The organism is Halomonas sp. NCCP-2165 (assembly GCF_023708045.1).
GTDB lineage: Bacteria > Pseudomonadota > Gammaproteobacteria > Pseudomonadales > Halomonadaceae > Bisbaumannia > Bisbaumannia pacifica.
On sequence record NZ_BRCY01000013.1, the window covers coordinates 21,552 to 43,230 of the forward strand.

Annotated in this window: 23 protein-coding genes and 1 tRNA gene; 10 read left to right on the forward strand and 14 right to left on the reverse strand. The window is 70.2% G+C overall.

Going from position 1 to position 21,679, the window contains the following annotated elements:
• Window positions 1-53 precede the first annotated feature (53 nt).
• From bioB to NFU04_RS08690, 6 genes are all read left to right on the forward strand, one after another.
• On the forward strand, window positions 54-1,115 hold the full coding sequence (gene bioB, locus NFU04_RS08665; RefSeq protein WP_251309060.1) for a biotin synthase BioB: 1,062 nt from the start codon (window positions 54-56) through the stop codon (window positions 1,113-1,115).
• Window positions 1,115-2,275 carry an 8-amino-7-oxononanoate synthase gene (gene bioF, locus NFU04_RS08670; protein WP_251309061.1) on the forward strand — a complete coding sequence of 387 codons (1,161 nt, stop codon included), beginning with the start codon at window positions 1,115-1,117 and terminating at the stop codon, window positions 2,273-2,275. Before bioB ends, bioF begins: the two co-directional genes overlap by 1 nt.
• A complete protein-coding gene (locus NFU04_RS08675; RefSeq protein ID WP_251309062.1) occupies window positions 2,272-2,970 on the forward strand; it encodes an alpha/beta fold hydrolase in 699 nt (232 codons plus the stop codon). The genes bioF and NFU04_RS08675 overlap by 4 nt, the downstream gene beginning before the upstream one ends.
• Window positions 2,967-3,779 carry a methyltransferase domain-containing protein gene (locus tag NFU04_RS08680; RefSeq protein WP_459382076.1) on the forward strand — a complete coding sequence of 271 codons (813 nt, stop codon included), beginning with the start codon at window positions 2,967-2,969 and terminating at the stop codon, window positions 3,777-3,779. The genes NFU04_RS08675 and NFU04_RS08680 overlap by 4 nt, the downstream gene beginning before the upstream one ends.
• Window positions 3,780-3,817: 38 nt before the next feature.
• A complete protein-coding gene (bioD, locus tag NFU04_RS08685; protein ID WP_251309063.1) occupies window positions 3,818-4,522 on the forward strand; it encodes a dethiobiotin synthase in 705 nt (234 codons plus the stop codon).
• A gap of 59 nt (window positions 4,523-4,581) precedes the next feature.
• Window positions 4,582-4,666 (forward strand) — tRNA-Leu (locus tag NFU04_RS08690).
• Between the two features lie 107 nt (window positions 4,667-4,773).
• Here the strand turns inward: NFU04_RS08690 and NFU04_RS08695 are convergent.
• From NFU04_RS08695 to NFU04_RS08750, 12 genes are all read right to left on the reverse strand, one after another.
• On the reverse strand, window positions 4,774-6,192 hold the full coding sequence (locus NFU04_RS08695) for a phospholipase D-like domain-containing protein (protein ID WP_251309064.1): 1,419 nt from the start codon (window positions 6,190-6,192) through the stop codon (window positions 4,774-4,776).
• Window positions 6,193-6,333: 141 nt separating this feature from the next.
• Window positions 6,334-6,927 carry a HupE/UreJ family protein gene (locus NFU04_RS08700; RefSeq protein WP_251309065.1) on the reverse strand — a complete coding sequence of 198 codons (594 nt, stop codon included), beginning with the start codon at window positions 6,925-6,927 and terminating at the stop codon, window positions 6,334-6,336.
• 44 nt (window positions 6,928-6,971) lie between these two features.
• The gene (gene ureG / locus NFU04_RS08705) at window positions 6,972-7,613 is read right to left on the reverse strand and encodes an urease accessory protein UreG (protein ID WP_251309066.1); all 642 of its coding nucleotides are present in this window, start codon (window positions 7,611-7,613) and stop codon (window positions 6,972-6,974) included.
• 248 nt (window positions 7,614-7,861) lie between these two features.
• Entirely contained in the window at window positions 7,862-8,557 is a 696-nt protein-coding gene (locus tag NFU04_RS08710) for an urease accessory protein UreF (protein WP_251309125.1), read from the reverse strand.
• On the reverse strand, window positions 8,547-9,062 hold the full coding sequence (ureE, locus tag NFU04_RS08715; RefSeq protein WP_251309067.1) for an urease accessory protein UreE: 516 nt from the start codon (window positions 9,060-9,062) through the stop codon (window positions 8,547-8,549). Before ureE ends, NFU04_RS08710 begins: the two co-directional genes overlap by 11 nt.
• A 23-nt stretch (window positions 9,063-9,085) precedes the next feature.
• Window positions 9,086-10,801, reverse strand: coding sequence for an urease subunit alpha (gene ureC, locus NFU04_RS08720; protein WP_251309068.1), 1,716 nt, complete (start codon window positions 10,799-10,801; stop codon window positions 9,086-9,088).
• On the reverse strand, window positions 10,801-11,196 hold the full coding sequence (locus NFU04_RS08725; protein WP_251309069.1) for an urease subunit beta: 396 nt from the start codon (window positions 11,194-11,196) through the stop codon (window positions 10,801-10,803). Before NFU04_RS08725 ends, ureC begins: the two co-directional genes overlap by 1 nt.
• Before the next feature lie 10 nt (window positions 11,197-11,206).
• The gene (locus tag NFU04_RS08730) at window positions 11,207-11,509 is read right to left on the reverse strand and encodes an urease subunit gamma (RefSeq protein WP_251309070.1); all 303 of its coding nucleotides are present in this window, start codon (window positions 11,507-11,509) and stop codon (window positions 11,207-11,209) included.
• Between the two features lie 19 nt (window positions 11,510-11,528).
• A complete protein-coding gene (locus NFU04_RS08735; RefSeq protein WP_251309071.1) occupies window positions 11,529-12,416 on the reverse strand; it encodes an urease accessory protein UreD in 888 nt (295 codons plus the stop codon).
• 300 nt (window positions 12,417-12,716) lie between these two features.
• Window positions 12,717-14,243, reverse strand: coding sequence for a tripartite tricarboxylate transporter permease (locus NFU04_RS08740; RefSeq protein WP_251309072.1), 1,527 nt, complete (start codon window positions 14,241-14,243; stop codon window positions 12,717-12,719).
• Window positions 14,243-14,695 carry a tripartite tricarboxylate transporter TctB family protein gene (locus tag NFU04_RS08745; protein WP_251309073.1) on the reverse strand — a complete coding sequence of 151 codons (453 nt, stop codon included), beginning with the start codon at window positions 14,693-14,695 and terminating at the stop codon, window positions 14,243-14,245. The genes NFU04_RS08740 and NFU04_RS08745 overlap by 1 nt, the downstream gene beginning before the upstream one ends.
• The gene (locus NFU04_RS08750) at window positions 14,695-15,681 is read right to left on the reverse strand and encodes a Bug family tripartite tricarboxylate transporter substrate binding protein (protein WP_251309074.1); all 987 of its coding nucleotides are present in this window, start codon (window positions 15,679-15,681) and stop codon (window positions 14,695-14,697) included. Before NFU04_RS08750 ends, NFU04_RS08745 begins: the two co-directional genes overlap by 1 nt.
• A gap of 182 nt (window positions 15,682-15,863) precedes the next feature.
• Between NFU04_RS08750 and NFU04_RS08755 the strand changes: the two genes are divergently transcribed.
• Genes NFU04_RS08755 through NFU04_RS08770 form a run of 4 tightly spaced genes read left to right on the forward strand, consistent with a single transcriptional unit; the run spans window position 15,864 to window position 19,574 of the window.
• Window positions 15,864-16,463 (forward strand): helix-turn-helix domain-containing protein, encoded by a 600-nt coding sequence (locus NFU04_RS08755; RefSeq protein ID WP_251309075.1) that lies wholly within the window; start codon window positions 15,864-15,866, stop codon window positions 16,461-16,463.
• Window positions 16,460-17,122 (forward strand): response regulator transcription factor, encoded by a 663-nt coding sequence (locus NFU04_RS08760; RefSeq protein ID WP_251309076.1) that lies wholly within the window; start codon window positions 16,460-16,462, stop codon window positions 17,120-17,122. The genes NFU04_RS08755 and NFU04_RS08760 overlap by 4 nt, the downstream gene beginning before the upstream one ends.
• Window positions 17,119-18,495 (forward strand): sensor histidine kinase, encoded by a 1,377-nt coding sequence (locus NFU04_RS08765; protein WP_251309077.1) that lies wholly within the window; start codon window positions 17,119-17,121, stop codon window positions 18,493-18,495. Before NFU04_RS08760 ends, NFU04_RS08765 begins: the two co-directional genes overlap by 4 nt.
• Window positions 18,492-19,574 (forward strand): ABC transporter substrate-binding protein, encoded by a 1,083-nt coding sequence (locus NFU04_RS08770; RefSeq protein WP_251309078.1) that lies wholly within the window; start codon window positions 18,492-18,494, stop codon window positions 19,572-19,574. The genes NFU04_RS08765 and NFU04_RS08770 overlap by 4 nt, the downstream gene beginning before the upstream one ends.
• Before the next feature lie 94 nt (window positions 19,575-19,668).
• On the opposite strand, the gene NFU04_RS16385 is transcribed toward NFU04_RS08770, so the two are convergent.
• Both NFU04_RS16385 and NFU04_RS08775 read right to left on the reverse strand, forming a co-directional pair.
• Window positions 19,669-19,797 carry a hypothetical protein gene (locus NFU04_RS16385; protein WP_285835134.1) on the reverse strand — a complete coding sequence of 43 codons (129 nt, stop codon included), beginning with the start codon at window positions 19,795-19,797 and terminating at the stop codon, window positions 19,669-19,671.
• A gap of 24 nt (window positions 19,798-19,821) precedes the next feature.
• Window positions 19,822-21,627: an acyl-CoA dehydrogenase C-terminal domain-containing protein gene (locus NFU04_RS08775; protein WP_251309079.1), complete on the reverse strand. Its 1,806-nt coding sequence runs from the start codon at window positions 21,625-21,627 to the stop codon at window positions 19,822-19,824.
• Window positions 21,628-21,679 lie beyond the last annotated feature (52 nt).

Genomic DNA, 21,679 nt, shown 5'->3' on the forward strand with positions numbered 1-21,679 from the left:
GGTCAACCTAAAGTGATTCATATAGTTAACCAAGTCAGCCGCGAGCCCTACCCATGACTCTAGCCAGCCCCACCCCACCCCGCCACGACTGGACGGTGGAGGAGATCGAGGCGCTCTTCGCCCTGCCCTTCAATGACCTGCTGTTCCAGGCCCAGCAGGTACATCGCGCCCACTTCGATGCCAATGCGGTGCAGGTCTCTACCCTGCTGTCGATCAAGACCGGCGCCTGCCCCGAGGACTGCAAGTACTGCCCCCAGTCGGGGCACTACACCACCGGGCTGGACAAGGAGAAGCTGCTGGAGATCGAGAAGGTGGTGGCCCAGGCCGAGGCCGCCAAGGCCGCCGGCGCCAGCCGCTTCTGCATGGGCGCCGCCTGGCGCAGCCCGCGGGAGAAGGACCTCGAGGTGGTGCTGGAGATGGTCAAGCGGGTCAAGGACCTGGGCCTGGAGACCTGCATGACCCTGGGCATGGTGAATGACGCCCAGGCACGGCGCCTGGCCGAGGCCGGTCTCGACTACTACAACCACAACCTGGACACCTCCCCGGAGTACTACGGCGAGATCATCACCACCAGAAGCTATGCCGACCGCCTGGAGACCCTGGGGCATGTTCGCGATGCCGGCATGAAGATCTGTTCCGGCGGCATCCTCGGCATGGGCGAATCGGGCCGCGACCGCGCCGCCCTGCTGCAGCAGCTGGCTCGCCTCACCCCCCACCCGGAGTCGGTGCCGATCAATATGCTGGTCAAGGTGCCGGGCACCCCCCTGGAAGGCGTCGACGACCTGGACCCCATCGAATTCGTGCGCGCCATCGCCGTGGCGCGTATCCTGATGCCACGCAGTCATGTACGACTCTCCGCCGGACGCGAACAGATGGACGACAGCACCCAGGCCCTGGCCTTCCTGGCCGGCGCCAACTCGATCTTCTACGGCGAGCGCCTGCTGACCACCGAGAATCCCGAGGCGGCGCGGGACAAGCGCCTCTTCGAGCGCCTCGGCCTGCACCCGGAGCGCCGCGAGGCCTGCGCCGACGACACCCACCAGGCCGCGGCCCTGGAAGACGCCATGCGTCGCCAGGCCAGCGCCGGCCTCTACTACGACGCCACGGTGGCCTGATGACCTGGCGGCAACGACTCTCGGCCCGCCTCGCCAGCCAACGCGAGGCCGGGCTGTGGCGCACCCGCCTGACCATGACGCCGGCCCCGGGCAGCCGGGTGCGGGACTTCGCCAGCAACGACTACCTGGGCCTGGCCCGGGACCCGCGACTGGCCGAGGCCCAGGCCGAGGGGACGCGGCGCTTCGGCGCCGGCGCCGGCGCCTCACACCTGGTCAGTGGTCATCTGCTGCCCCATCAGTTGCTGGAGGAGCGCCTGGCCGAGCTGACCGGCCGCCCGCGGGCGCTGCTCTTCTCCACCGGCTACATGGCCAATTTCGGCACCCTCCAGGCGCTCTGCGACCGCCAGACTCATCTCTTTCAGGACCGCCTCAACCACGCCTCCCTGCTCGATGGCGCACGACTCGCCGGGGCCCGCAGCCGGCGCTACCACCACGGCGATCTGGCCGACCTGGAGCGCCTCCTCGGGCGAGCCACGGAGGACGGGCCGCGCCTGGTGATCAGCGACGGGGTCTTCAGCATGGACGGCGACGTGGCGGATATCGACGGCCTGGCCTCGACCTGCGCCCGTCACGACGCCTGGCTGATGATCGACGACGCCCACGGCCTGGGCGTGCTGGGCGAGCACGGCGATGGCTGCGTGGGGCGGCGCTTCGCTACCGAGCGAGTGCCGGTACTGGTGGGCACCCTCGGCAAGGCCCTGGGCACCGCCGGTGCCTTCGTCGCCGGCGACGACCTCCTGATCGATACCCTGATCCAGTTCGCTCGCCCCTATATCTATACCACCGCCCAGCCCCCCGGCGTGGCCATGGCCACCCTGCGCGCCCTGGATCTCCTCGAGACGGAGCCGGAACGCCGGCGGCGACTGCACGAGCACCTCGACCACTTCCGCGCCCGCGCCAAGGCGCTGGGGCTGCCGCTGCTGCCCTCGCCGACGCCCATCCAGCCCCTGCTGCTCGGCGATAGCGCCCGGGTAATGCGCTGGAGCCTGGCGCTGCGCGAGGCGGGCTTCATGGTCGGGGCCATCCGTCCCCCCACCGTGCCCCAGGGCCAGGGGCGGCTGCGCATCACCCTCTCCGGCGGCCACCGCCGGGCCGATATCGACGAGCTGCTGGAACGCCTCGCCGAGCTGCTCGCCGCCGACCCGGAGCCGCTGCCGTGAGCCATCTGGTACTGCTCTCCGGCTGGGGCTGCGATGCGCGCATCTGGCGCCCCCTGGCGCCCCACTGGTCGGCGGGCGTGACGCTCTCGACGCCGGACTGGCCCGGCCATGGCCAGGCGCCGGCCCTGGCCAGCCCCGCCTGCCTCGACGCCCTCGCCGCGGCCATGGCCCCGAGCCTGCCCGGCGAAGCGCTCTGGGTGGGCTGGTCCCTGGGCGGCCTGCTCGCCGCCAGCCTGCTGGAGCGACTGCCCCCGCCCCGGGGCCTGGTGCTGCTGGGCTGCGCCACGCGCTTTACCGACGGCCCGGTTTCTCCCGACGCGCTGGGCGATTTTCGTCGCGCCTTCGACCGAGACCCGCAGGCCACCTGGCGGCATTTCCTGCGCCACCAGCTAAGCGGCGAGCCGGCCCCGCGCCAGGCCCTCGGCGAACTGCGCGCCCTGCTGGGGAGCGTCCCGCCCGCCGACGACGCCACCCTGGCGGCCGGCCTGGAGCAACTGGCTGACCTGGATATCGGCGCGACGCTCGACGCCCCGCCCTGCCCCATCCGGCGACTGCGCGGCGCCCGAGACCCCCTGCTGCCGGCCCCGCGGCCGGAGGAGCGGGTGCTCGAGGGAGCCGGCCACTGCCCCCAACTCAGCCAACCGGCGGCCCTGGCGCGCCACCTGGAATCCCTGGCGTTGGAGGTGGGCCCATGAGCATGCCGATGCCTGCGGCCAGCGAACTCACGGCCACGGACGATCGCGCCTGGCGCCGCCGCGTCGCCCGGGCCTTCGGCCGCGCCGCCCCCCACTATTGCCGGCGCGCCGCGGCCCAGGCCGCCCTCGGCGAGCGCCTCTGGGCCCATCTGCCGGAGCGCGCCGAGACCCTCCTCGACCTGGGCTGCGGCCCCGGCCAGTGGAGCGCCCGCCTGGCGCGCCACTACCCCGCGGCCCGGGTGATCGGCCTCGACCTGGCCGCGGCCATGCTCGACGAGGCCCGCCGCCACCATCCCGAGACCATCGCCTGGGTACGCGGCGACGCCGCCGCCCTGCCGCTGGCCGACCAACACCTGGACCTGCTCTTCTCCAACCTGGCGATCCAGTGGTGCCCCGACCTCGAGGCGGTGCTCGTCGAGGCGCGTCGCGTCTTGCGTCCCGGCGGCCGCGCCCTGATCAATACCCTGGGCCCGGGCACCCTGGCCGAGGTCGCCCAGGCCTGGTCACGGCCCGGCCGCCCGGCTGCCCTGCTCGACTTCGTCGATGCCGGGCGCCTGGAGGCGGCGGCGCGGCGGGCGGGCTTCGCCCGGGTGCGCCTGGAGCGCGCCCGGGAACGCTTCTTCTACCCGGACCTGGCCGCGGTGATGGCCTCCATCAAGGGCGTCGGCGCCCAGGTGGCCCCGGAGGACGGCGCGCCGCGACTGGGCCGTGCCGACCTGGAGCGGGCCGAGGCCCGCTTCGAGGCCCTGCGCGAACCCGCCGGCCTGCCGGTCAGCTACCAGCGCCTGACCCTAATTCTCGATAGATAAGTCGGCCCCGGGGCCGACGCTCGATAGGTGAGTCAAAAATGCGTGCTTATTTTGTTACCGGAACCGACACCGACGCCGGCAAGACCCTGGTGGCCACCGGCCTGCTGGCCCGGGCCCAGGCCGCCGGCCTCACCACCCTGGGCCTCAAGCCGGTGGCCTCCGGCTGCGAGACGACGCCACAGGGCCTGCGCAACGCCGACGCCCTGGCCCTGCAGGCGGTCAGCGCCCCGGCCATGGACTATGCGGGCATCAACCCCCACGCCTATGCCCCGGCCATCGCCCCCCACCTGGCCGCCGAGCGCGCCGGCGAGTCCCTGACCCTGGCCGGGCTGGCGGAGTGCCTGGCCCCGCCGTTGGCCCTGCCCCGGGACCTGATCCTGGTGGAGGGCGCCGGCGGCTGGCGGGTGCCCCTCAACGACCGGGAAGACCTGGCCGGCCTGGCCTCGCGCCTGGCGCTGCCGGTGATCCTGGTGGTGGGTCTCAAGCTGGGCGCCATCAATCATGCCCGACTCAGCGCCGAGGCGATCCGCGCCGACGGCCTGACCCTGGCCGGCTGGGTGGCCAACGGCATCGATGCCGAGATGCAGGAGCAGGCCGCCAACCTGGCCTGCCTGCGCCGTCACCTGCCCGAGCCCTGCCTGGGGGTGGTACCGCCCCTGGGGGAAGGCTCGCCCCAGGCCCTGGCGAGTGCCGCCGCGGCGCATCTGCGGCTGCCCGGCGAGGCCAATAACGCCTTGACTTGAGGCACTATTCACCTAGAATATGGGGCCCTGTCGACGAGTCATCCGACTGCGTTCACCCTGCGGATGTGGTGGAATTGGTAGACACGCCAGATTTAGGTTCTGGTGCCTTCGGGCGTGGGAGTTCAAGTCTCCCCATCCGCACCATTTAAGCTTAATTTTTCAAAGCCTTAGCTAAGCATTAACGGTCTGCTCGACGGCTTCGAACACTCGATGACGCCCCGCTTGTAGCGGGGCGTTGTCTTTTGCGAAGGCTAGAAAGTGGATAACCCGGTGGCCTCCATCAGCCGGTAGCGCCAATAGCCCCAGAGACCGACCCGATCCTCGCCGTTGAGGGCCTGGCTGGTGCGTCGCTGCGGACCATTGTCCCAGCGCGCCTCGAAGAAGGCGGCGGCCTCCGCCAGGGCCGGGGCCTCCGGCGCCCCCGTCAGGCGCACGCTGGTCTCCAGGTTGAGGTTATCCAGGTTGCGGCGGGTAAAGTTGGCCGAGCCGAGGATCAGCGTCGCCTCCCCCGCGTCGGCGGGGCGATGCAGCAGCAGCTTGCTGTGGCACTGCTCGCCGCGGGTCAGGCACCAGCGCACCGCGACCCCGGCCGCGGCCAGCTCCTGGGCCACCGGCCGGTTGGGAATGCCGTTCTTGGCGAAGCCGAAGGCGTCCCGGTTGGGGTCCAGCAGTACCCGCACCCTCACCCCTCGCGCCTGGGCCGCCGCGAGGGCCTCGATCACCCCGCGGTGGGCGAGATAGAAGACCGCCAGATCGAGGCGATCCCCCGCCTCGGCGGCGGCGATGGTGGCCAGGAGGGCGTCACCGATCGCGCCTTCGGTCAACAGCTGCAGGCCCAGTGCCGACGCCGGCTCGGCGACCGGCGCCGGTTGGGGCAGGCTCACCCCGCTCCAGGCCGCCACCACCCGCTCGCTGGCCAACAGATCCAGCGCCGCCGGGCCGCGGAAGCGCAGGGCCACGTTGCCGTGCCGGCTGCTGGCATCATGGGGGTTGGCGGAGGTCACCAACCCCAGCCAGTCATCGCCGCTGTCCACCACCAGGGTCTTGCGATGGTTGGCATTGAAGTTGAGCAGGCTCAGGTAGCTGCGCAGGGTGACACGGCCAGGGCCCATGGCATTGGGCAGCCAGCCCGCCTCAATGCTGTTGCCGAACCAGCGGGGCCCCAGGTGCCAGCCTCCGGACCACAGCGGATTGGAGGCCCGCAGCCGGGTCAGCTCGGTCTCCACCACCCGAATGCCTGCCCCGCGCAGCGCCTCCAGGTGCTCGAGGGCCAGGCCCCCGTAGAGGGTATTCAGCGGGTCGGTGATCACCACCGCCTCGAGCTCGGGATAGCGACGCTTCTGCGCCAGCAGGACCTGGCTCAACTCGCTGGAGAGCGGCCGAAACCCCGCCCCCGCGGCCTCGCCGGCGAAATCATTGAACAGGAACATGTCCACCACCACCAAGCGCCGGGCCTGACGGATCATCGCCAGCACCTCGTCGAAGATCGCCTGCTCCTGATGGCGCCGTCCCTCGGCGTCATACCAGGTGCGATCCGCCAGGAAGCGGACCTCCTCGACGCCACGCTCCGGCCAGGCCCGACCGATGCCCTCCGGCAGCGGCTTGACGCTCTGCCAGACCCCCATGGCCATCCAGGCCAGCAGGATTGCCCCCAGTACCCAGGGCCACATAGGCCGCCTCCGCTTTTCCATTCCGGTCTCCCTACCCAACGACTGCGACTCACTGCCGCGGCGCCAGCATAGCCGCTTCCGAGCCGAAACGCAGCGCGCCCGGCCAAGGCCGGGCGCGCGACGCCTGGGTGCAGATAGCGCTTAACCGACGACGAATAGCGCCCCAACGCCGGCCAGGGCGACGCCCAGCCCACGCAGAATCCGGTTATCGCGGGCCATCAGCCAGCCCCCCGCCAGGCGCCCGGCTAAGGTGATCGCCAGGGTTGCCAGGGTAAAGCCGACGAGATAGGCGATCAGGGAAGCGCCAAGCGGCATCTCGCTACCATGGGCATGGCCATGGAAGAGCATAAAGAGCAGGATCACCCCGGCACCGACGAGGCTCGGCAGGCGCACCAGGGCGGCGACCAGCACGCCCGCCAGCAGCAGGCTCAGGGCGATGCCGAGCTCCACTCCGGGCAGGGCGATGCCGGACCAGGCCAGGCCCGCCCCCAGCAGCATGCCGGCCACGGCCAGCAGGGGCATAAGGCCCCCGCCAGGCTGATGCCGGCTCCACAGCCCCACGGCGAGCATGGCCAGCAGGTGGTCGGGGCCCAGCAGGGGATGGGCCAGGCCGGCGACGAAGCCGCCGCCATGGGCATGATCATGGCCCGGATGCGCCAGGGCCGACCCGACGAACAACAGCAACAGGGGCGCGGCGACCAGGGCGGCACGGCGAGAGGGGGAAACGTTCAACATGGTGGCATATCTCCTTGCCGGGGGGGCTGTGTCGGTCATACGTCTTAGGCGGACTCTGGGCGGCGCTCCGGCGGCCGGCGCTCCGGGAGCATGCCCCGGTCGAGGAGAAAGCCGATAATCGTCTCCAGCCCGATGCCGTCGTAGAGGTTGGTGAAAACGAAGGGGCGCTCGCCGCGCATCTTGCGGGAGTCGCGTTCCATCACCTCCAGGGAGGCATGCACCCGGTCGGCGATATCGATCTTGTTGATGATCAGCAGGTCCGACTTGGTGATGCCCGGCCCGCCCTTGCGGGGGATCTTGTCGCCGGCGGAGACATCGATCACATAGAGGGTCAGGTCCGAGAGCTCGGGGCTGAAGGTGGCCGAGAGGTTATCGCCGCCAGACTCCACCAGCACCAACTCCAGGCCCGGATGGCGCGCCTGCAGCTCGTCGATGGCGGCGAGATTCATGGAGGCATCCTCGCGAATGGCGGTGTGTGGACAGCCGCCGGTCTCCACGCCGAGGATGCGATCCGCGGCCAGCGCCTCGTGCCTGAGCAGGAAGTCGGCGTCCTCGCGGGTATAGATATCGTTGGTGACCACGGCGATATCGTAGTGGTCGCGCAGCGCCAGGCAGAGCTGCTTGAGCAGCGCCGTCTTGCCGGAGCCCACCGGGCCGCCGACGCCAACGCGTAAACAATGGGTCATATCGATCTCTCCTTGGCCGCCAGGGCGGCGCCGTCAGGTTTGCGATGCCAGGCCAGTCGCTGCCGAATCCACTTCGCGCGGCCGCTGGCGACTCGGTCGAGGCGACGCGGTTGATCTTCAAGGATGAAGATCAAGGAGAGTCGGTACAGGGAAGTACCGTCTCTCCGACCGCGGGAGACCGGCCGAGGTGCCAGGGTTTCGGACGCGTGCGTGGTGAGTGCAGCGAGCTGGCCCGGGCAGGTTATCTGTCAACTTCGAAACAGCCGCGAGTACTGGGTCTCGTGCAGGGCGCTGGCCAGTGCCAGGCCGGGCAGCGCCGGGCCGAGCTCGTCATCACCCAGCGAGAGCGCTTCGTCCACCGCGTGGATCAGGGCCGGGCGCAGCCGTTCGACGAGTCGCTGGGCGGCGGTATGGCCGAGGGGCAACGCCTTGCAGGCCACCGCCAGCTGGTTCTCCAGCCAGGCCCAGGCGAAGCCGAGCAGCGCCTGGCGCGGGGCGATGCCGCGCCCCCGGGCCGCCCAGGCGAAGACCGTCACATGGCCCGCCTCCGCCGGAAGCGTCGGCTCATCGGGTAACTGCCCCAGGCTGCCCAGCAGCCGCGCCAGCGACGCCCCCAGACGGTGATCCTCGGCGGCCAATTCCGCCGTCTCGCGATTGGCGGCGAGCCACCGGTCCCAGGCCACCAGCGCCTGGTGATCGCCCTCGGCCCAGGCGGCATAAAGGCGCGCCAGCACCGGCAGCTCGCAGCGGGTCAGCCCATCGGCGAGCACGCCCTCGAGCCAGTCGCCGAGGCTCGCCTCGTCGCTGACCCAGCCCAGCTCGAAGGCGCTCTCCAGCCCCTGGGAGAAGGCGAAGGCGCCGATCGGCAGCGCCGGGCTGACCAGCTGCAGCAGGCCCAGCAGCGCCAGGTCGTCGCCCTGCCCGCTCCCCGGCTCAGTTAGCATGGTGATGCCGATGCTCCTGGTGGTGATGCCCAGGTGCATGGGAATGACCATCCAGTTGCTGGTAAGCCCCGGGCTCCGGATCGAAGGGGGCCTCGTGGCGCTCCAGGCTGGCGCCCAGCCGCTCGGCCAGTGCCTCCAGCACATGGTCCGGCGGGAAGCGCACGTACCCCTGGCCTTGTGAAGAGTGCGCGTCCTCGCCCAGGGCCAGCTGCACATGGCGGTTACCCAGGTGGTAAGCGAGGCGCGCCAGGGGCAGGCCGGCGGCGACCCGGGCGGTCACCACTGGCTCATCGGCCGCCCTTACCCGCACGATCTCGCCGCCCTCGGCGCGTAGCCCCTCGCCATCGCGCAGCACCGGCCCACGCGCCAGGAACAGTCCCAGCGCGCGGCCGCTATCGCTTTCCGCCTTGAAGCGGCCCAGCACCCGCCGCTCATAGGGCAGCGTCAGGGTATCGGTGGCCTGGTCCGCCGGGATGGGCCCCAGGCGTTCGGTCAGTTTCAACATGATTCTCTTGGCTCCTCGGCGCGCTAGAACAGGTGGTAACGCTGCGCCAGCGGCAATTCCGTCGCCGGCTCGCAGGTCAAGAGTTCGCCATCGCAGCGCACCTCGTAGGTCTGGGGATCGACGCTAAGCTCCGGGCAGGCGTCGTTAAGCTTCATATCCCCCTTCCTGACCCCTCTGACATCGCGGCAGGCCACCAGCCGGCTCTGCAGGCCCAACCGCTCACGGATGCCACCCTCCAGTGCCGCCTGGCTGACGAAGCTGACCCGGGTCTGGCTGGCGGCGCGGCCCAGGGCGCCGAACATCGACCGGTAGTGCACCGGCTGGGGCGTGGGGATCGAGGCGTTGGGGTCGCCCATGGGGGCCATGGCGATCATGCCGCCCTTGAGGATCAGCGCCGGCTTGACGCCGAAGAAGGCCGGGCTCCAGAGCACCAGGTCGGCGAGCTTGCCTACCTCGATGGAGCCCACCTCGTGGGCGATGCCGTGGGTGATCGCCGGGTTGATGGTGGTCTTGGCGATATAGCGCCGGGCGCGGAAGTTGTCGGCGCCAAGCGCCTGATCCTCCGGCAGCAGGCCCCGCTGCACCTTCATCTTGTGAGCGGTCTGCCAGGTGCGGCACACCACCTCGCCGACCCGCCCCATGGCCTGGGAGTCGGAAGCGATCATCGAGATCACCCCCAGGTCCTGGAGGATATCCTCGGCGGCGATGGTCTCGCGGCGGATCCGCGAGTCGGCGAAGGCCACGTCCTCGGGGATGCTCGGGTCCAGGTGGTGGCACACCATCAGCATGTCCAGGTGCTCGTCGATGGTGTTGACCGTATAGGGGCGGGTCGGATTGGTGGAGGACGGCAACACATAGGGCTTGGCGCAGGCGGTGAGGATATCCGGCGCATGGCCGCCCCCGGCCCCCTCAGTGTGGTAAGTATGGATGCCGCGCCCCTTGAAGGCGGCCAGGGTGTCCTCCACGAAGCCCGACTCGTTGAGGGTGTCGGTGTGGATGGCGATCTGCACATCGTACTGCTCGGCCACCGCCAGACAGGTATCGATCGACGCCGGGGTGGTGCCCCAGTCCTCGTGAAGCTTGAGGCCCATGGCCCCGGCCTCGAGCTGCGCCGCCAGGGCCTCCGGCAGACTGGCGTTGCCCTTGCCGAGCAGGCCGATATTCATGGGCAGGTCGTCGACGGCCTGGAGCATCTTGCCCAGGTGCCACTCCCCCGGCGTGCAGGTGGTGGCATTCGAGCCGGTGGCGGGGCCGGTGCCGCCGCCCAGCATGGTGGTGATGCCGCTGGCCAGCGCCTCCTCCACCTGCTGGGGGCAGATAAAGTGGATATGGGCGTCGATGCCGCCGGCGGTGAGGATCTTGCCCTCGCCGGCGATGATCTCGGTGCCCGGGCCGATCACGAGCTCCACGCCGGGCTGGGTATCCGGATTGCCGGCCTTGCCGATGGCGGCGATACGCCCGCCCCGCAGCCCCACGTCGGCCTTGACGATGCCCCACCAGTCGAGGATCAGGGCATTGGTGATCACGGTATCCATCACGGCCGCGTCATGGCGCTGGCTCTGGCCCATGCCGTCGCGGATCACCTTGCCGCCGCCGAACTTCACCTCCTCGCCGTAGTGGGTGGCATCCCGCTCCACCTCGATCCACAGCTCGGTATCGCCCAGGCGCACCCGGTCGCCCACCGTGGGGCCATACATCTCCGCATAGGCCTGGCGGCTGATGGTAGTGGGAGACGTCATTACTGCCCTCCTTGATCTGCATCACCCAAAGGCGGCCTTCGCGCGGCGTCGGGCGCGGTAGACGACCTTCGCGCGGCGTCGGGCGCGGTAGAGAGCCCGCCCATGATCTCGCCGCGAAAACCATAGATATGCCGGCGGCCGACGAAGGGAATCAGGATCACCTCCCGGGTCTGCCCCGGCTCGAAGCGGATCGCCGTGCCGGCGGCCACGTCCAGGCGGTGGCCGCGCGCCTTGGCACGATCGAAGAGCAGCGCCGGATTGGCCTCGGCGAAGTGGTAGTGGGAGCCGACCTGGATCGGCCGGTCGCCGCTATTGGCCACCTCGACGGCGAGCCGTTCGCGCCCCTCGCAGAGCGCGATCTCGGCATCCCTTAACTGATATTCGCCAGGAATCATCGGACACTCCTTACACAATCGGGTCGTGGACGGTGACCAGCTTGGTGCCATCGGGGAAGGTGGCCTCCACCTGCACCTCCTGCACCATCTCGGCCACCCCCTCCATGACCTCGTCGCGGCCGAGGATCTCGCGGCCATGGCTCATCAGCTCCGCCACCGTGCGCCCGTCCCGGGCGCCTTCCAGGATCTCGAAACTGATCAGCGCCAGCGCCTCGGGGTAGTTGAGCCTCAGGCCACGGGCGCGGCGCCGCTCGGCCAACTGGGCGGCCAGGAAGAGCATCAGCTTGTCTTTGTCTCTGGGGGTGAGTTCCATGGGCCTCTCCGGGTAGGTGTCAGGTAAACCAGATGCGTGGCGGATGCGCCTCGCGGCCGATAAGCCGTGGCCGCAGCACTCGCCAGGCGGTCTCGCAGAGCGCCCAGGCCGCGTTGCGCTCCTGGCCCAGGTAGCGCAGCAGCAGCACCCCGTGGCGCAGCGTCACCGCCCAGCAAGGAGCGGCCGGCAGGGCCTCGCGCAGCGCCTCCACGGCGCGCGCCTCGTCGTCGAGCCCCACCGCCCAGAGGGTCGCCTGGACGCTGGCGCCGCCCTGCCCCCAGCGCCCGCGAAAGCGCGGATGCCTCGGGTCCAGCGGCTGGCGCTCCAGCCACAACGGCCGACCGTCCCGGCGCAGGGCGAAGCGCTGCTCGATGCGCCCGCTGACGTAGGGCAGGTGGCTCGCCGGACGCCCCAGCGCCAGCACTTCCCAGCCCAGGCAGCGGGCATTGCCGGTGAGGTCGACCCTGGTGGCCTGCTCGCCCCAGGAGCCATCGAAGGCGATCGTCTCCTGGGGCAGCCATTCGAGGACGCCGCCATCGGCCACCTCGAGCTGGGTATGTTGCCGCCAGGCCACGCCATGGCTGTCGGCCCGGTAGAGCTTGTTGGCCGCCGGGGTAGTCAGCAGCGCCCGGGCCCCCGCCTCGACTCGGGCCCGAATGGTCAGGGCATCGCCGCTGACCAGGCCACCGGGAGGGTGCAGCAGGTAGACATGGCAGGCCTCGCCCCGCCCCTCCGGATAGAAGGGACGCTGGACCCGCAGGGGGCCCTGGTGACGCGCCCCGACCATCCGCGTGGCCCCCTGGCGCGCCGCGAAGCCGAGCTCCAGCGAGGCCATCCAGCGGCGGCCGGCATCGAAACGGTGCCCCGAATCGGGGCAAGGGGCGCTGAGATCGAGGCGGGCCGGCATCGGCGAGGCTTCCTGGCTGGTGGCGTTACCCCACACCAGGCAAGGCCCATACCAGAGCACGCAAATTCTCTAATTTATTAATGATAAACAAATAGTTATTTTGTATACGATGACGTACACCAGGGCCTCGGCAGGGGCCCTCCCGCGGGGCACGGCACCAACGGAGGGCGTCGCCATGGCGGCCTGCACCATGGTGGCGCCTATTGGCTGGGCACCTCGACCCACGCCGGAGAAGCAGGCAAGAAAAGGGGGCATCGGCGCTGCCGATGCCCCCGAGGCGACGGAATATTGCTTCCGTTATCAGTCCCCTTCGGGGCCGCCGCTACCGGTGGCGACCTTCATGCGACGGCGCAGCAGCGGACCGACCAGGTAGGGCAGGATCAGGCCCAGGCCGGCGAACACCCAGAGGCCGACGGCCAGGCCGCTGTTCCACAAGATGCCCCAGTCGCCCCCGGAGATATCCAGGGCATGGCGCAGGTTCTTCTCCATCTCCGGCCCCAGCAGCAGGCCGAGGATCACCGGCACCAGGGGAATCTCCAGCTTGCGCAGCACATAACCCGCGACGCCGAAGGCCACCATGAAGTAGAGATCGAAGGTGGTGTTGCTGATCGAGTAGATGCCGACGAAGGCGATCATGGTGACGATCGGCAACAGGTACTTCGGCGGCACCGACAGCAGCCTGACGAAGATTCCCACCAGGGGGATATTCAGCACCAGCAGCAGGAAGTTGCCGATCAGCAGGGCGGCGATCACACCCCAGACGATATCGGCGTTCTGGGTGAACATCAGCGGCCCCGGGGTGATGTTCATCGAGATCAGCAGCGCCAGCAGCACCGCGGTGGTGCCGCTGCCCGGCACGCCCAGGGTCAGCATGGGCACCAGGGCACCGCTGGAGGCGCCGTTGTTACCGGCCTCGGGGCCGGCCACGCCACGCGGGTCGCCCTTCCCGAAGTAGCCCTTGCTGCCCACCATCTTCTTCTCGAGGGTATAGCCGATAAAGCTGCCCAGGGAGGCGCCCGCGCCCGGCAGCACGCCGGCGATAAAGCCCAGCACGCCGCCGCGGATGCTCGAGGGCATGATCCCGCGAATCTCCGCCCAGGAGAGCGACAGCTTGTTGACGGCCATCTTCTCCTTGCCGCCCCCCGCCTTCTCCTCGATAAAGAACAGCAGCTCGGAGATGGCGAAGAGCCCGACGATGGCGATGATGAAGTCGACGCCCTCGTAGAGCTCGAGCACGCCGAAGGTGTAACGCTGCACCCCGGTGTTGTCGATGCCCATGGTGGCGATCATCAGCCCCAGGCAGGCCGCGACCACCGTCTTGACGGGGTTCTTGCCGGTGATGCCGCCGAGGGTGGCGAAGGCCAGCAGGAAGAGCGCGAAGTACTCGGCGGGACCGAAGGTCAGGGCGAAGTCGGCGAGGATCGGCGCCAGCAGGATCAGGCCCACGGTGGCGATCAGGCTGCCCATGAAGGAAGCGATGGCGGAGATCGCCAGCGCCTCGGCGGCCCTGCCCTGCTGGGCCATGGGGTAACCATCCAGGCAGGTCATCATCGCCGGCTCGTCGCCGGGAATATTGAGCAGGATGGAGGAAATCCGCCCGCCATACATGGCCCCGGCATAGACCGAGGTCAGCATGATCAGTGCCGTCTCCGGAGCCAGCCCCAGGGTAAAGGCCAGCGGGATCAGGATCGCCACGCCGTTGGCCGGGCCCAGCCCGGGCAGCGCGCCGATCAGGGTCCCCAGGAAGGCCCCCAGCAGGGCGAACATCAGGTTGTGTGGCGCCAGGGCCACGCCGAAGCCGTCGATCAGATAGCCCAGGGTTTCCATCAGTTCACCTCCAGGAAGGAGAGCAGGCCCAGCGGCAGGGCGAGGTGGAGGGCATAATTGAAGATCACGAACACCACCACCCCGGCGATGCCGCCGGTGACATAGGCCCGGATCGGCGTGGCCCCCATGCGCCAGCACAGGGTGCCCACCGCCAGCAGGGTGCTGAGGATAAAGCCCAGCGGCTGCAGCAGCGCGGTGTAGACGATCAGCACCAGCACGGCGATGACCATCTCGATTCCGGTGCGGCTCCAGGGCCAGGCGTTATCCGGGTCGGGGCGCACGATCAGGTAGAGGCTCGCCACCCCGAGCACCGCGGCCAGCAGGTAGGGGAAGGTCTCGGGGCCGACGCCCTCGGCCCCGCCGAACGGTTCGGGAAACTGGGTGGCGCCCCAGCCGTAGGCAACGGCCAGGACGATCAGCAGCACCCCGAAGATGCGGTCGTTGAAGGTCATCACTGAATCAGCCCGATGTCTTGGGAGAGTTGTTGGATATCGTCGATCTGCTCGGTCACGAAGCGCTCGAACTCGCCGGCACTCATATGGAAGGGCATCAGGCCGTTATTGGTCATGACGTCCTGCCACTCCTGGCTGGCGTAGAGGGTGTCCATGGCATCGATCCAGTACTGCCGCGCCTCCGCGGAGATCTCCGCCGGCATGTAGAAGCCACGCCAGTTGGGGCCGAGGGCATCGATGCCCTGCTCCCGGGCGGTGGGAATATCGGCGAATTCCCCCGGCAGTCGCTCCTCGGAGAGCACCGCCAGCACGCGCAGGTCGCCGGACTCCAGAAAGCCCTGGGCCTCGGTGATATCCCCGGTGAAGGCATCCACATGGCCACCCACCACCTGAGTCATGGCCTCGCCGCCGTTGTTGTACGACAGGTAGGGAATGCGCGGCAGCTCATCGACGCCGGCGGCCTGGGCGGCGATCAGCACCTTGAGGTGATCCCAGCCCCCCTTGGCACTGCCCCCGGCGAACTTGACGCTGCGCGGGTCCTCATCGATGGCGGCCATCAGCTCGGGCAGGTCGTCGTATTCCGAGTCCGTGGCCACGGCGATGACCCCGTAGTCGGCCCCCAGGGCACCGATCCAGTTGACCATCTCGGCGGTCATGCCCGGAAACTGCCCCTGGGCCAGGCGGGTGGTGGTCGCGGTGGAGGCCGCCACCAGCAACTGCTCGTTGCCGGCCCGCCGGCTCACGGTATGCGCAAAGGCCACGCCGCCGCCGGCACCGGCCATGTTGATGGTCTGCACGCTGGCCGGCACCAGGTCCAGCGCCTCCAGCACATTGCCCACGCTGCGGCAGGTGAAGTCCCAGCCGCCGCCGGGATCGGCGGGAGCGATGCACTCGACCCGTCCCTGGGGCTCGAAGGCCTGGGCGGCCCCGGCGCTAACGGTGAGAGCGGCGATGGCGAAGAGCTTGAGTGGCGTGGTCTTGGACATTGTTGTGGTCTCCCTTGGATGCGCCTGAGATGGCACTTGTCGAATCGAACGGGCTAGCTTACAATTCTGTAAGGCAGAACCTCATTCCTCAGAACAGAAAGCTAGGCGTCCCCTTCGACGGGGTCAACGCCGCGCCGTGAATTTACGACCAAAGTTGCACCCCTTGCCCCGGAGACGTCGTCATGGCACAGGATCGCGTGGAGGCCGTGGAGCGGGCGCTGACGGCGCTCGAGGCCTTCGACACCGACCGAGAGACGCTGAGCCTGGCCGAACTCGCCCAGGTCACCGGCTTCTACAAGAGCACCCTGCTGCGCCTGCTGGGCTCGCTAGAGCGCTTCGACTATGTCCAGCGCAACGCCGATGGCCGCTGGCGCCTGGGGGCCAGCCCGGCGCGCCTGGCCCGGCGTCATGCCCCTTCCCGGGAATTGGCGGCGCGCATCCAGCCCGCGCTGGACCGGCTGGCCGCCACCACCGGCGAGACCGCCGCCCTGCTGGCGAGTCGCGGCGACGAGGCCGAGTGCCGCCTGGTGGCGCTGCCGAATCAGGAACTGCGCCATGAGCTCAGTCCCGGGCGCCGCTGGCCGCTGCCCGCGCCGGACGACCCGCGCCTCGCCTTGCCCGGCGGCACCATGATCTGCCAGGCGCTTCCCGAGCCGCTGGGCGCCGAGGCGCTGTGGCTGTCGCTCTCCGGCCCCGCCGGCCGGCTGGCTCCCCAGGCGGCGCGCCGGGCCCTGGCCACGGCCTGTCGGGCCCTCGCCGGCGACGCGGAGGCGACCCCATGAGACTCCTGCTGATAGAAGACGACCCCCTGCTGGCGGAGACCCTGGGCGATGCCCTGCGCCTGGAGGGACACCGGGTCGAGCGGCTGGAGGATGGCAACGCCGCCCGTGCCCGCCTCGACACCGCGGACCATGGTCAGGACCTGATCCTGCTCGACCTCAACCTGCCCGGTTGCGGCGGGCTGGAGGTGCTGGCCACCCTGCGCCGCCATGACGGCGACACCCCGGTGCTGATCCTCACCGCCCGCGGGGCGGTGGAGGACCGGGTCCGCGGCCTCGACCTGGGCGCCGACGATTACCTGGCCAAGCCCTTCGCCCTCGACGAACTGGAGGCCCGGGTCCGCGCCCTGCTGCGCCGCCGGGAGCGTGGCCAGGTCCTGCAACTGGGCCCGCTGCACTTCGACGCCCTGGCCCAGCGCTTCACCCTGGCGGGGCAGACGCTGGCGCTGCCGCCCCGGGAGCAGCGCCTGCTGGCCTGCCTGCTGCGCCATGCCGGCGAGCCGGTGGACAAGGCGCGCCTCGCCGAGGAGGCCTTCCAGGGAGAAGCCATGGGCGACAATGCCATCGAGGTCTATGTGCATCGCCTGCGCAAGCGCCTCGCACACGAGGAGATCGCGGTGCGCACCGTGCGCGGCCTCGGCTACCTGCTGGAGGCCCGGTGATTCGCCGCGACAGCCTCTACCGCCGCCTGCTGACCTGGCTGCTGCTGCCGCTGCTGGCCCTGGGCGGGATAATGATCCTGCAGGCCTGGGTCGAGGCCCGGCGCACCGCCGACCGTGCCCACGACCGCCTGCTGGAGGCGGCCATCCTGGCGATCGCCGAGCAGGTGCAGTGGCTGGACGACCGCCTGTGGCTCGATCTGCCGCCGGCGGCCCTCGAGATGCTGGCCACCGATGCCGAGGAGCGGGTCTTCTATGCCCTCTATGACGCCGAGGACAACTTCATCACCGGCAACGCCCCCCTGCCCGGGGATCCCCGGGATCCGCCACCCGAGGGTGACGGCCCGCTGTATCGCGATATCCAGCGGGGGGAGCTGCCCCTTCGCCAGGGCGTGGGCCGTGTGCGGCTCGAGGACTGGCGCCGCGGCGAGCGTTTCGAGGTGCGGGTCGCCCATAGTCGCGAGGGGCGCGAACGCCTGGCCGGGGAGCTGCTGCGCTCCAGCCTGGCCTATATCCTCGGCATGGCGGCCCTGGCGGTGGCCATCCTGCTGCTGGCGATCCGCGCCGCCCTGGCGCCGCTGACCCGCCTGCGCCGGGCGATTCAGGCCCGGGATCCGCGCACCCTGGCGCCCCTGGAGCTGCCGCTGCCCCGGGAGCTGGCGGAGCTGCGGGAGACGCTCAACGAGCTGCTGGCGCGCATGCGCCGAGTCCGCGCCAATCAGGAGCGCTTTATCGGCGATGCCTCCCACCAGCTGCGCACCCCCCTGGCCGGCTTGACGGCGCGGGCCGAGCTGGCCCTGCGCCAGGACGACCCCGAGCGCTGGCGGGAGGCCCTGGAGGCGATCCGGGCCAGCGGCAACCGCATCTCGCGCCTGGCCGTCCAGTTGCTCTCCCTGACGCGACTCAACAACCCCGAATACCACCCGGAGCGGGTCCGCCTCGACCTCGTCCCCCTGGCCCGGGAGGCGGTACGCCACCACTGGACCGGCTGTCACCGGGAGGGCATCGACCTGGGCGTGGAGAGTCCGGAGACGGCGGTGATGATCTCGGGCATCGACTGGCAACTCGAGGAGGCGCTGAGCAACCTGATCGACAATGCCCGACGCTACGGCGCCCGGCGCATCACCCTGAGGGTCCATGCCAGCCCGCCGACCCTGGAGGTGGAAGACGACGGGCCGGGCATCCCTGCCGCGCAGCGCCTGCTGATGCTGCGCCCCTTCCATCGCGGCGGCGACGGCGGCGGCGATGGGTCGGGGCTGGGACTGGCCATCGTCGACGGTATCGCCCGCCGCCACCAGGCGCGCCTCTTTATGGAGGATGGCGATGCGGGACGGGGCCTGAGAATCGGCCTGCGCTTCCCGGGAGGCACGCCATGAAGCCCCTCGCGACGGCCTGCCTGCTGCTGCTCCTGCTGGGGCGTTTCGCCCTCGCCGAGGAGTCGCTCCACTATCCGGCCGAGGCCGGGAGCCCGGCCCACGACGCCCTGGTCGTGCATGGCGCCCTGGACCTGCCCTATATGCGCCCGCTCCTCGAGGCCTACCACGCCCGCCACCCGGAGATCGCCCTCACCTACCGCAATCTCGATACCCTGACGCTGCACCAGCGCTTCCTGGCGGCCCCGGACGAGGCGGACCTGCTGATCTCCTCGGCCATGCCCTGGCAGTATCACCTCGCCAACGACGGTCAGGCGCAGGCCCTGGAGAGCGACGCCGCCGCGGCCTGGCCGCGCTGGGCCCGCTGGCGCCAGGAGCTGTTCGCCTTCACCTTCGAGCCGGTGGTCATGGTGGTGCGCCGGGAACTGATCGAGCGCTTCGGGCGCCCCGACAGCCACGCCGCCCTGCTCGAGCTGCTGGAGCGTCACGGCGACGCCCTGCGTGGCCGGGTCGTCACCTATGACCCGAGGCGCAGCGGGGCGGGCTACTCCTATGCCATCGAGGAGGCGCGCCGCTCGCCCCGCTACTGGGACCTGGTGGCGGCCTTGGGCGAGGCGCAAAGCGTCCTGGCGACCACCACCGGCGAGATGCTGAGGGGACTCGACGAGGGGCGCTACTGGCTGGGCTACAACCTGCTGGGCAGCTATGCCAGCGCCACCGTGGCGGCGAACCCGGCGCTCACCCTGGTGATTCCCAGCGACTACACCCTGGTCACCCGGCGCCTGGCGCTGATCCCGCGGCAGGCCCCCCACCCACGGCAGGCCCGGCGCTTCCTGAACTTTTTGATCGGCGAGCCGGGGCAGCGGGTGATCGCCGACGCCACGCCGCTGGGGGCCCTGCACCCCTCGCTGCGCGGCCCCGGCACCGCCGAGGCCCTGCGCGATGCCCACGGTGAGGCGCTGCACCCCATCCCGCTGGGGCCGAGCCTGCTGGCTACCCTGGACGACCTCAAGCGCCAGGCCCTGCTGGCCCGCTGGCGCCGGGAGTTTTCCCGCGGTATCGATACCGCCCCCTCTCCCTGAACCCAGAACCCAACACGCCGATGCCCCGCACCAGGCGGGGCATCGGCGTGTCTCGCTTGGGCCGCCATCGCCGAGCGGCGCACCAGGGGCCCGATCAATCGACCGGGTAGAAGGCCTCCTCGGTCAGGCTCATCAGCGGCTCGGCGCCGCCGCGGATGCGCGCCTCCAGGCTTAGCGTCTTGGGCAGCTGGCGGGAGAGGCCAGATAAAGAGCCGGCCCACAAGGGACGCTCCTGGTAAGTCCCGCATCAATCGACCGGGTAGAAGGCCTCCTCGGTCAGGCTCATCAGCGGTTCGGCGCCGCCGCGGATGCGCGCCTCCAGGCTCAGCGTCTTGGGCAGCTGGCGGGAGAGGAAATACCGACCCACCGCCAGCTTGGCGCGATAGAGGGCCTCGCCACTGGCGCCCTCAGCGGCCAGGCCGTGACGCGCCGCCCGGGCCATCTTCCACCACATCCAGGCGTAGGCCACCAGGCCCAGCAGCTCCAGGACATCGGTGGCGGCGGCGCCCAGCTCGTCGGGATTGTCGCCGGCGCGCGCCAGCAGGCCGTCGACGACCGCCTCCAGACGCGCCAGGGCCCGGGTGGCGGCATCGCGGAAATCGGCGATCTCGGCGTCGCCCCCCTCCGCCAGGTCGGCGCGCATGGCCGCGGCGAAGCGGGCCAGGTAGGCGCCACGATTGCGGGCCAGCTTGCGCCCCACCAGGTCCATGGCCTGGATGCCGTTGGTGCCCTCGTAGATCATGGCGATGCGCGCGTCGCGCACATACTGCTCGGCGCCCCACTCCACGCAGTAGCCGTTGCCGCCGTAGAGCTGCTGGGCGGTGACCGTGGCCTCGAAGCCGCGATCGGTGAGGAAGGCCTTGGCCACCGGGGTCAGCAGCGCCACCATCTCATCGGCCTGGTCGCGCACCGCCGCCTCGGGGTGAAACTTGGCCAGGTCGAGCTGGCCGGCGACGAAGGCGGTAAAGGCCCGGCCCCCCTCGTTCCAGGCCCGCACGTCCAGGGCCATGCGCCGCACATCGGGATGCACCAGGATGGGATCGGCGGCGGCCTCGGGCTCGGCGGGCCCGCTCGGGGCGCGGCTCTGGCGCCGCTCCCGGGCGAAGTCCATGGCGCTCTGGTAGGCCACCTCGCCGAGGCCCAGGCCCTGGATGCCGATGGAGAGGCGCTCGTAGTTCATCATGGTGAACATGGCGGCCAGGCCCTGGTGGGGCTCGCCGATCAGGATGCCCTCGGCGCCATCGAAGTTCATCACGCAGGTGGCGCTGCCCTTGATGCCCATCTTGTGTTCCAGGCCGCCGCAGCTCAGGGCATTGCGCGCGCCGAGCTCGCCCCGCTCGTCGACCCTGAACTTGGGCACCAGGAACAGCGAGATGCCCCTGGAGCCCGCCGGGGCGTCCGGCAGCTTGGCCAGCACCAGGTGGACGATATTCTCGGCCAGGTCGTGCTCGCCGCCGGTGATCCAGATCTTGGTACCGGTAATGGCGTAGCGCCGCTCATCCAGCGGCTCGGCGCGGGTCTTGATCAATCCCAGGTCGGTGCCACAGTGGGGCTCGGTGAGGCACATGGTGCCCAGCCACTGGCCGGCATACATCTTCGGCAGATAACACGCCTTGGTGGCCGCATCGGCGTGGCTGTCGAGCAGCAGGGTGGCGCCGCTGTTCAGCGCCGGGTAGAGGGCGAAGCCGGTATTGGTGGCGTAGAGCATCTCCTCGAAGGCCACGGTGAGCTGCTTGGGCATACCCTGGCCGTCATGCTCCGGATTGCCCCCCAGGCCGAACCAGCCGCCCTCGGCCAGGGTCGCGAAGGCTTCCTTGAAGCCCGCCGGGGTATGCACCTCGCCGTCTTCGAAGCGACAGCCCTCGGCGTCGCCGCTCTGGTTGAGGGGCAAGAGCTCGGCGCCGGTGACCCGGGCTCCCTCCTCGAGGATCGCCTCGGCCAGGTCGGCATCCAGGGCCTGGGTCGCGGGCATGGCGGCCCAGGTCTCGGGCGCCGCGAAGACCTCGTTGAGGATAAAACGCATATCGCGAAGCGGGGCACGGTAGCTGGCCATGGAACTCTCCTCGGAGCGGTTGAAAGCAATGGATGATTTAAAACAACTGTTT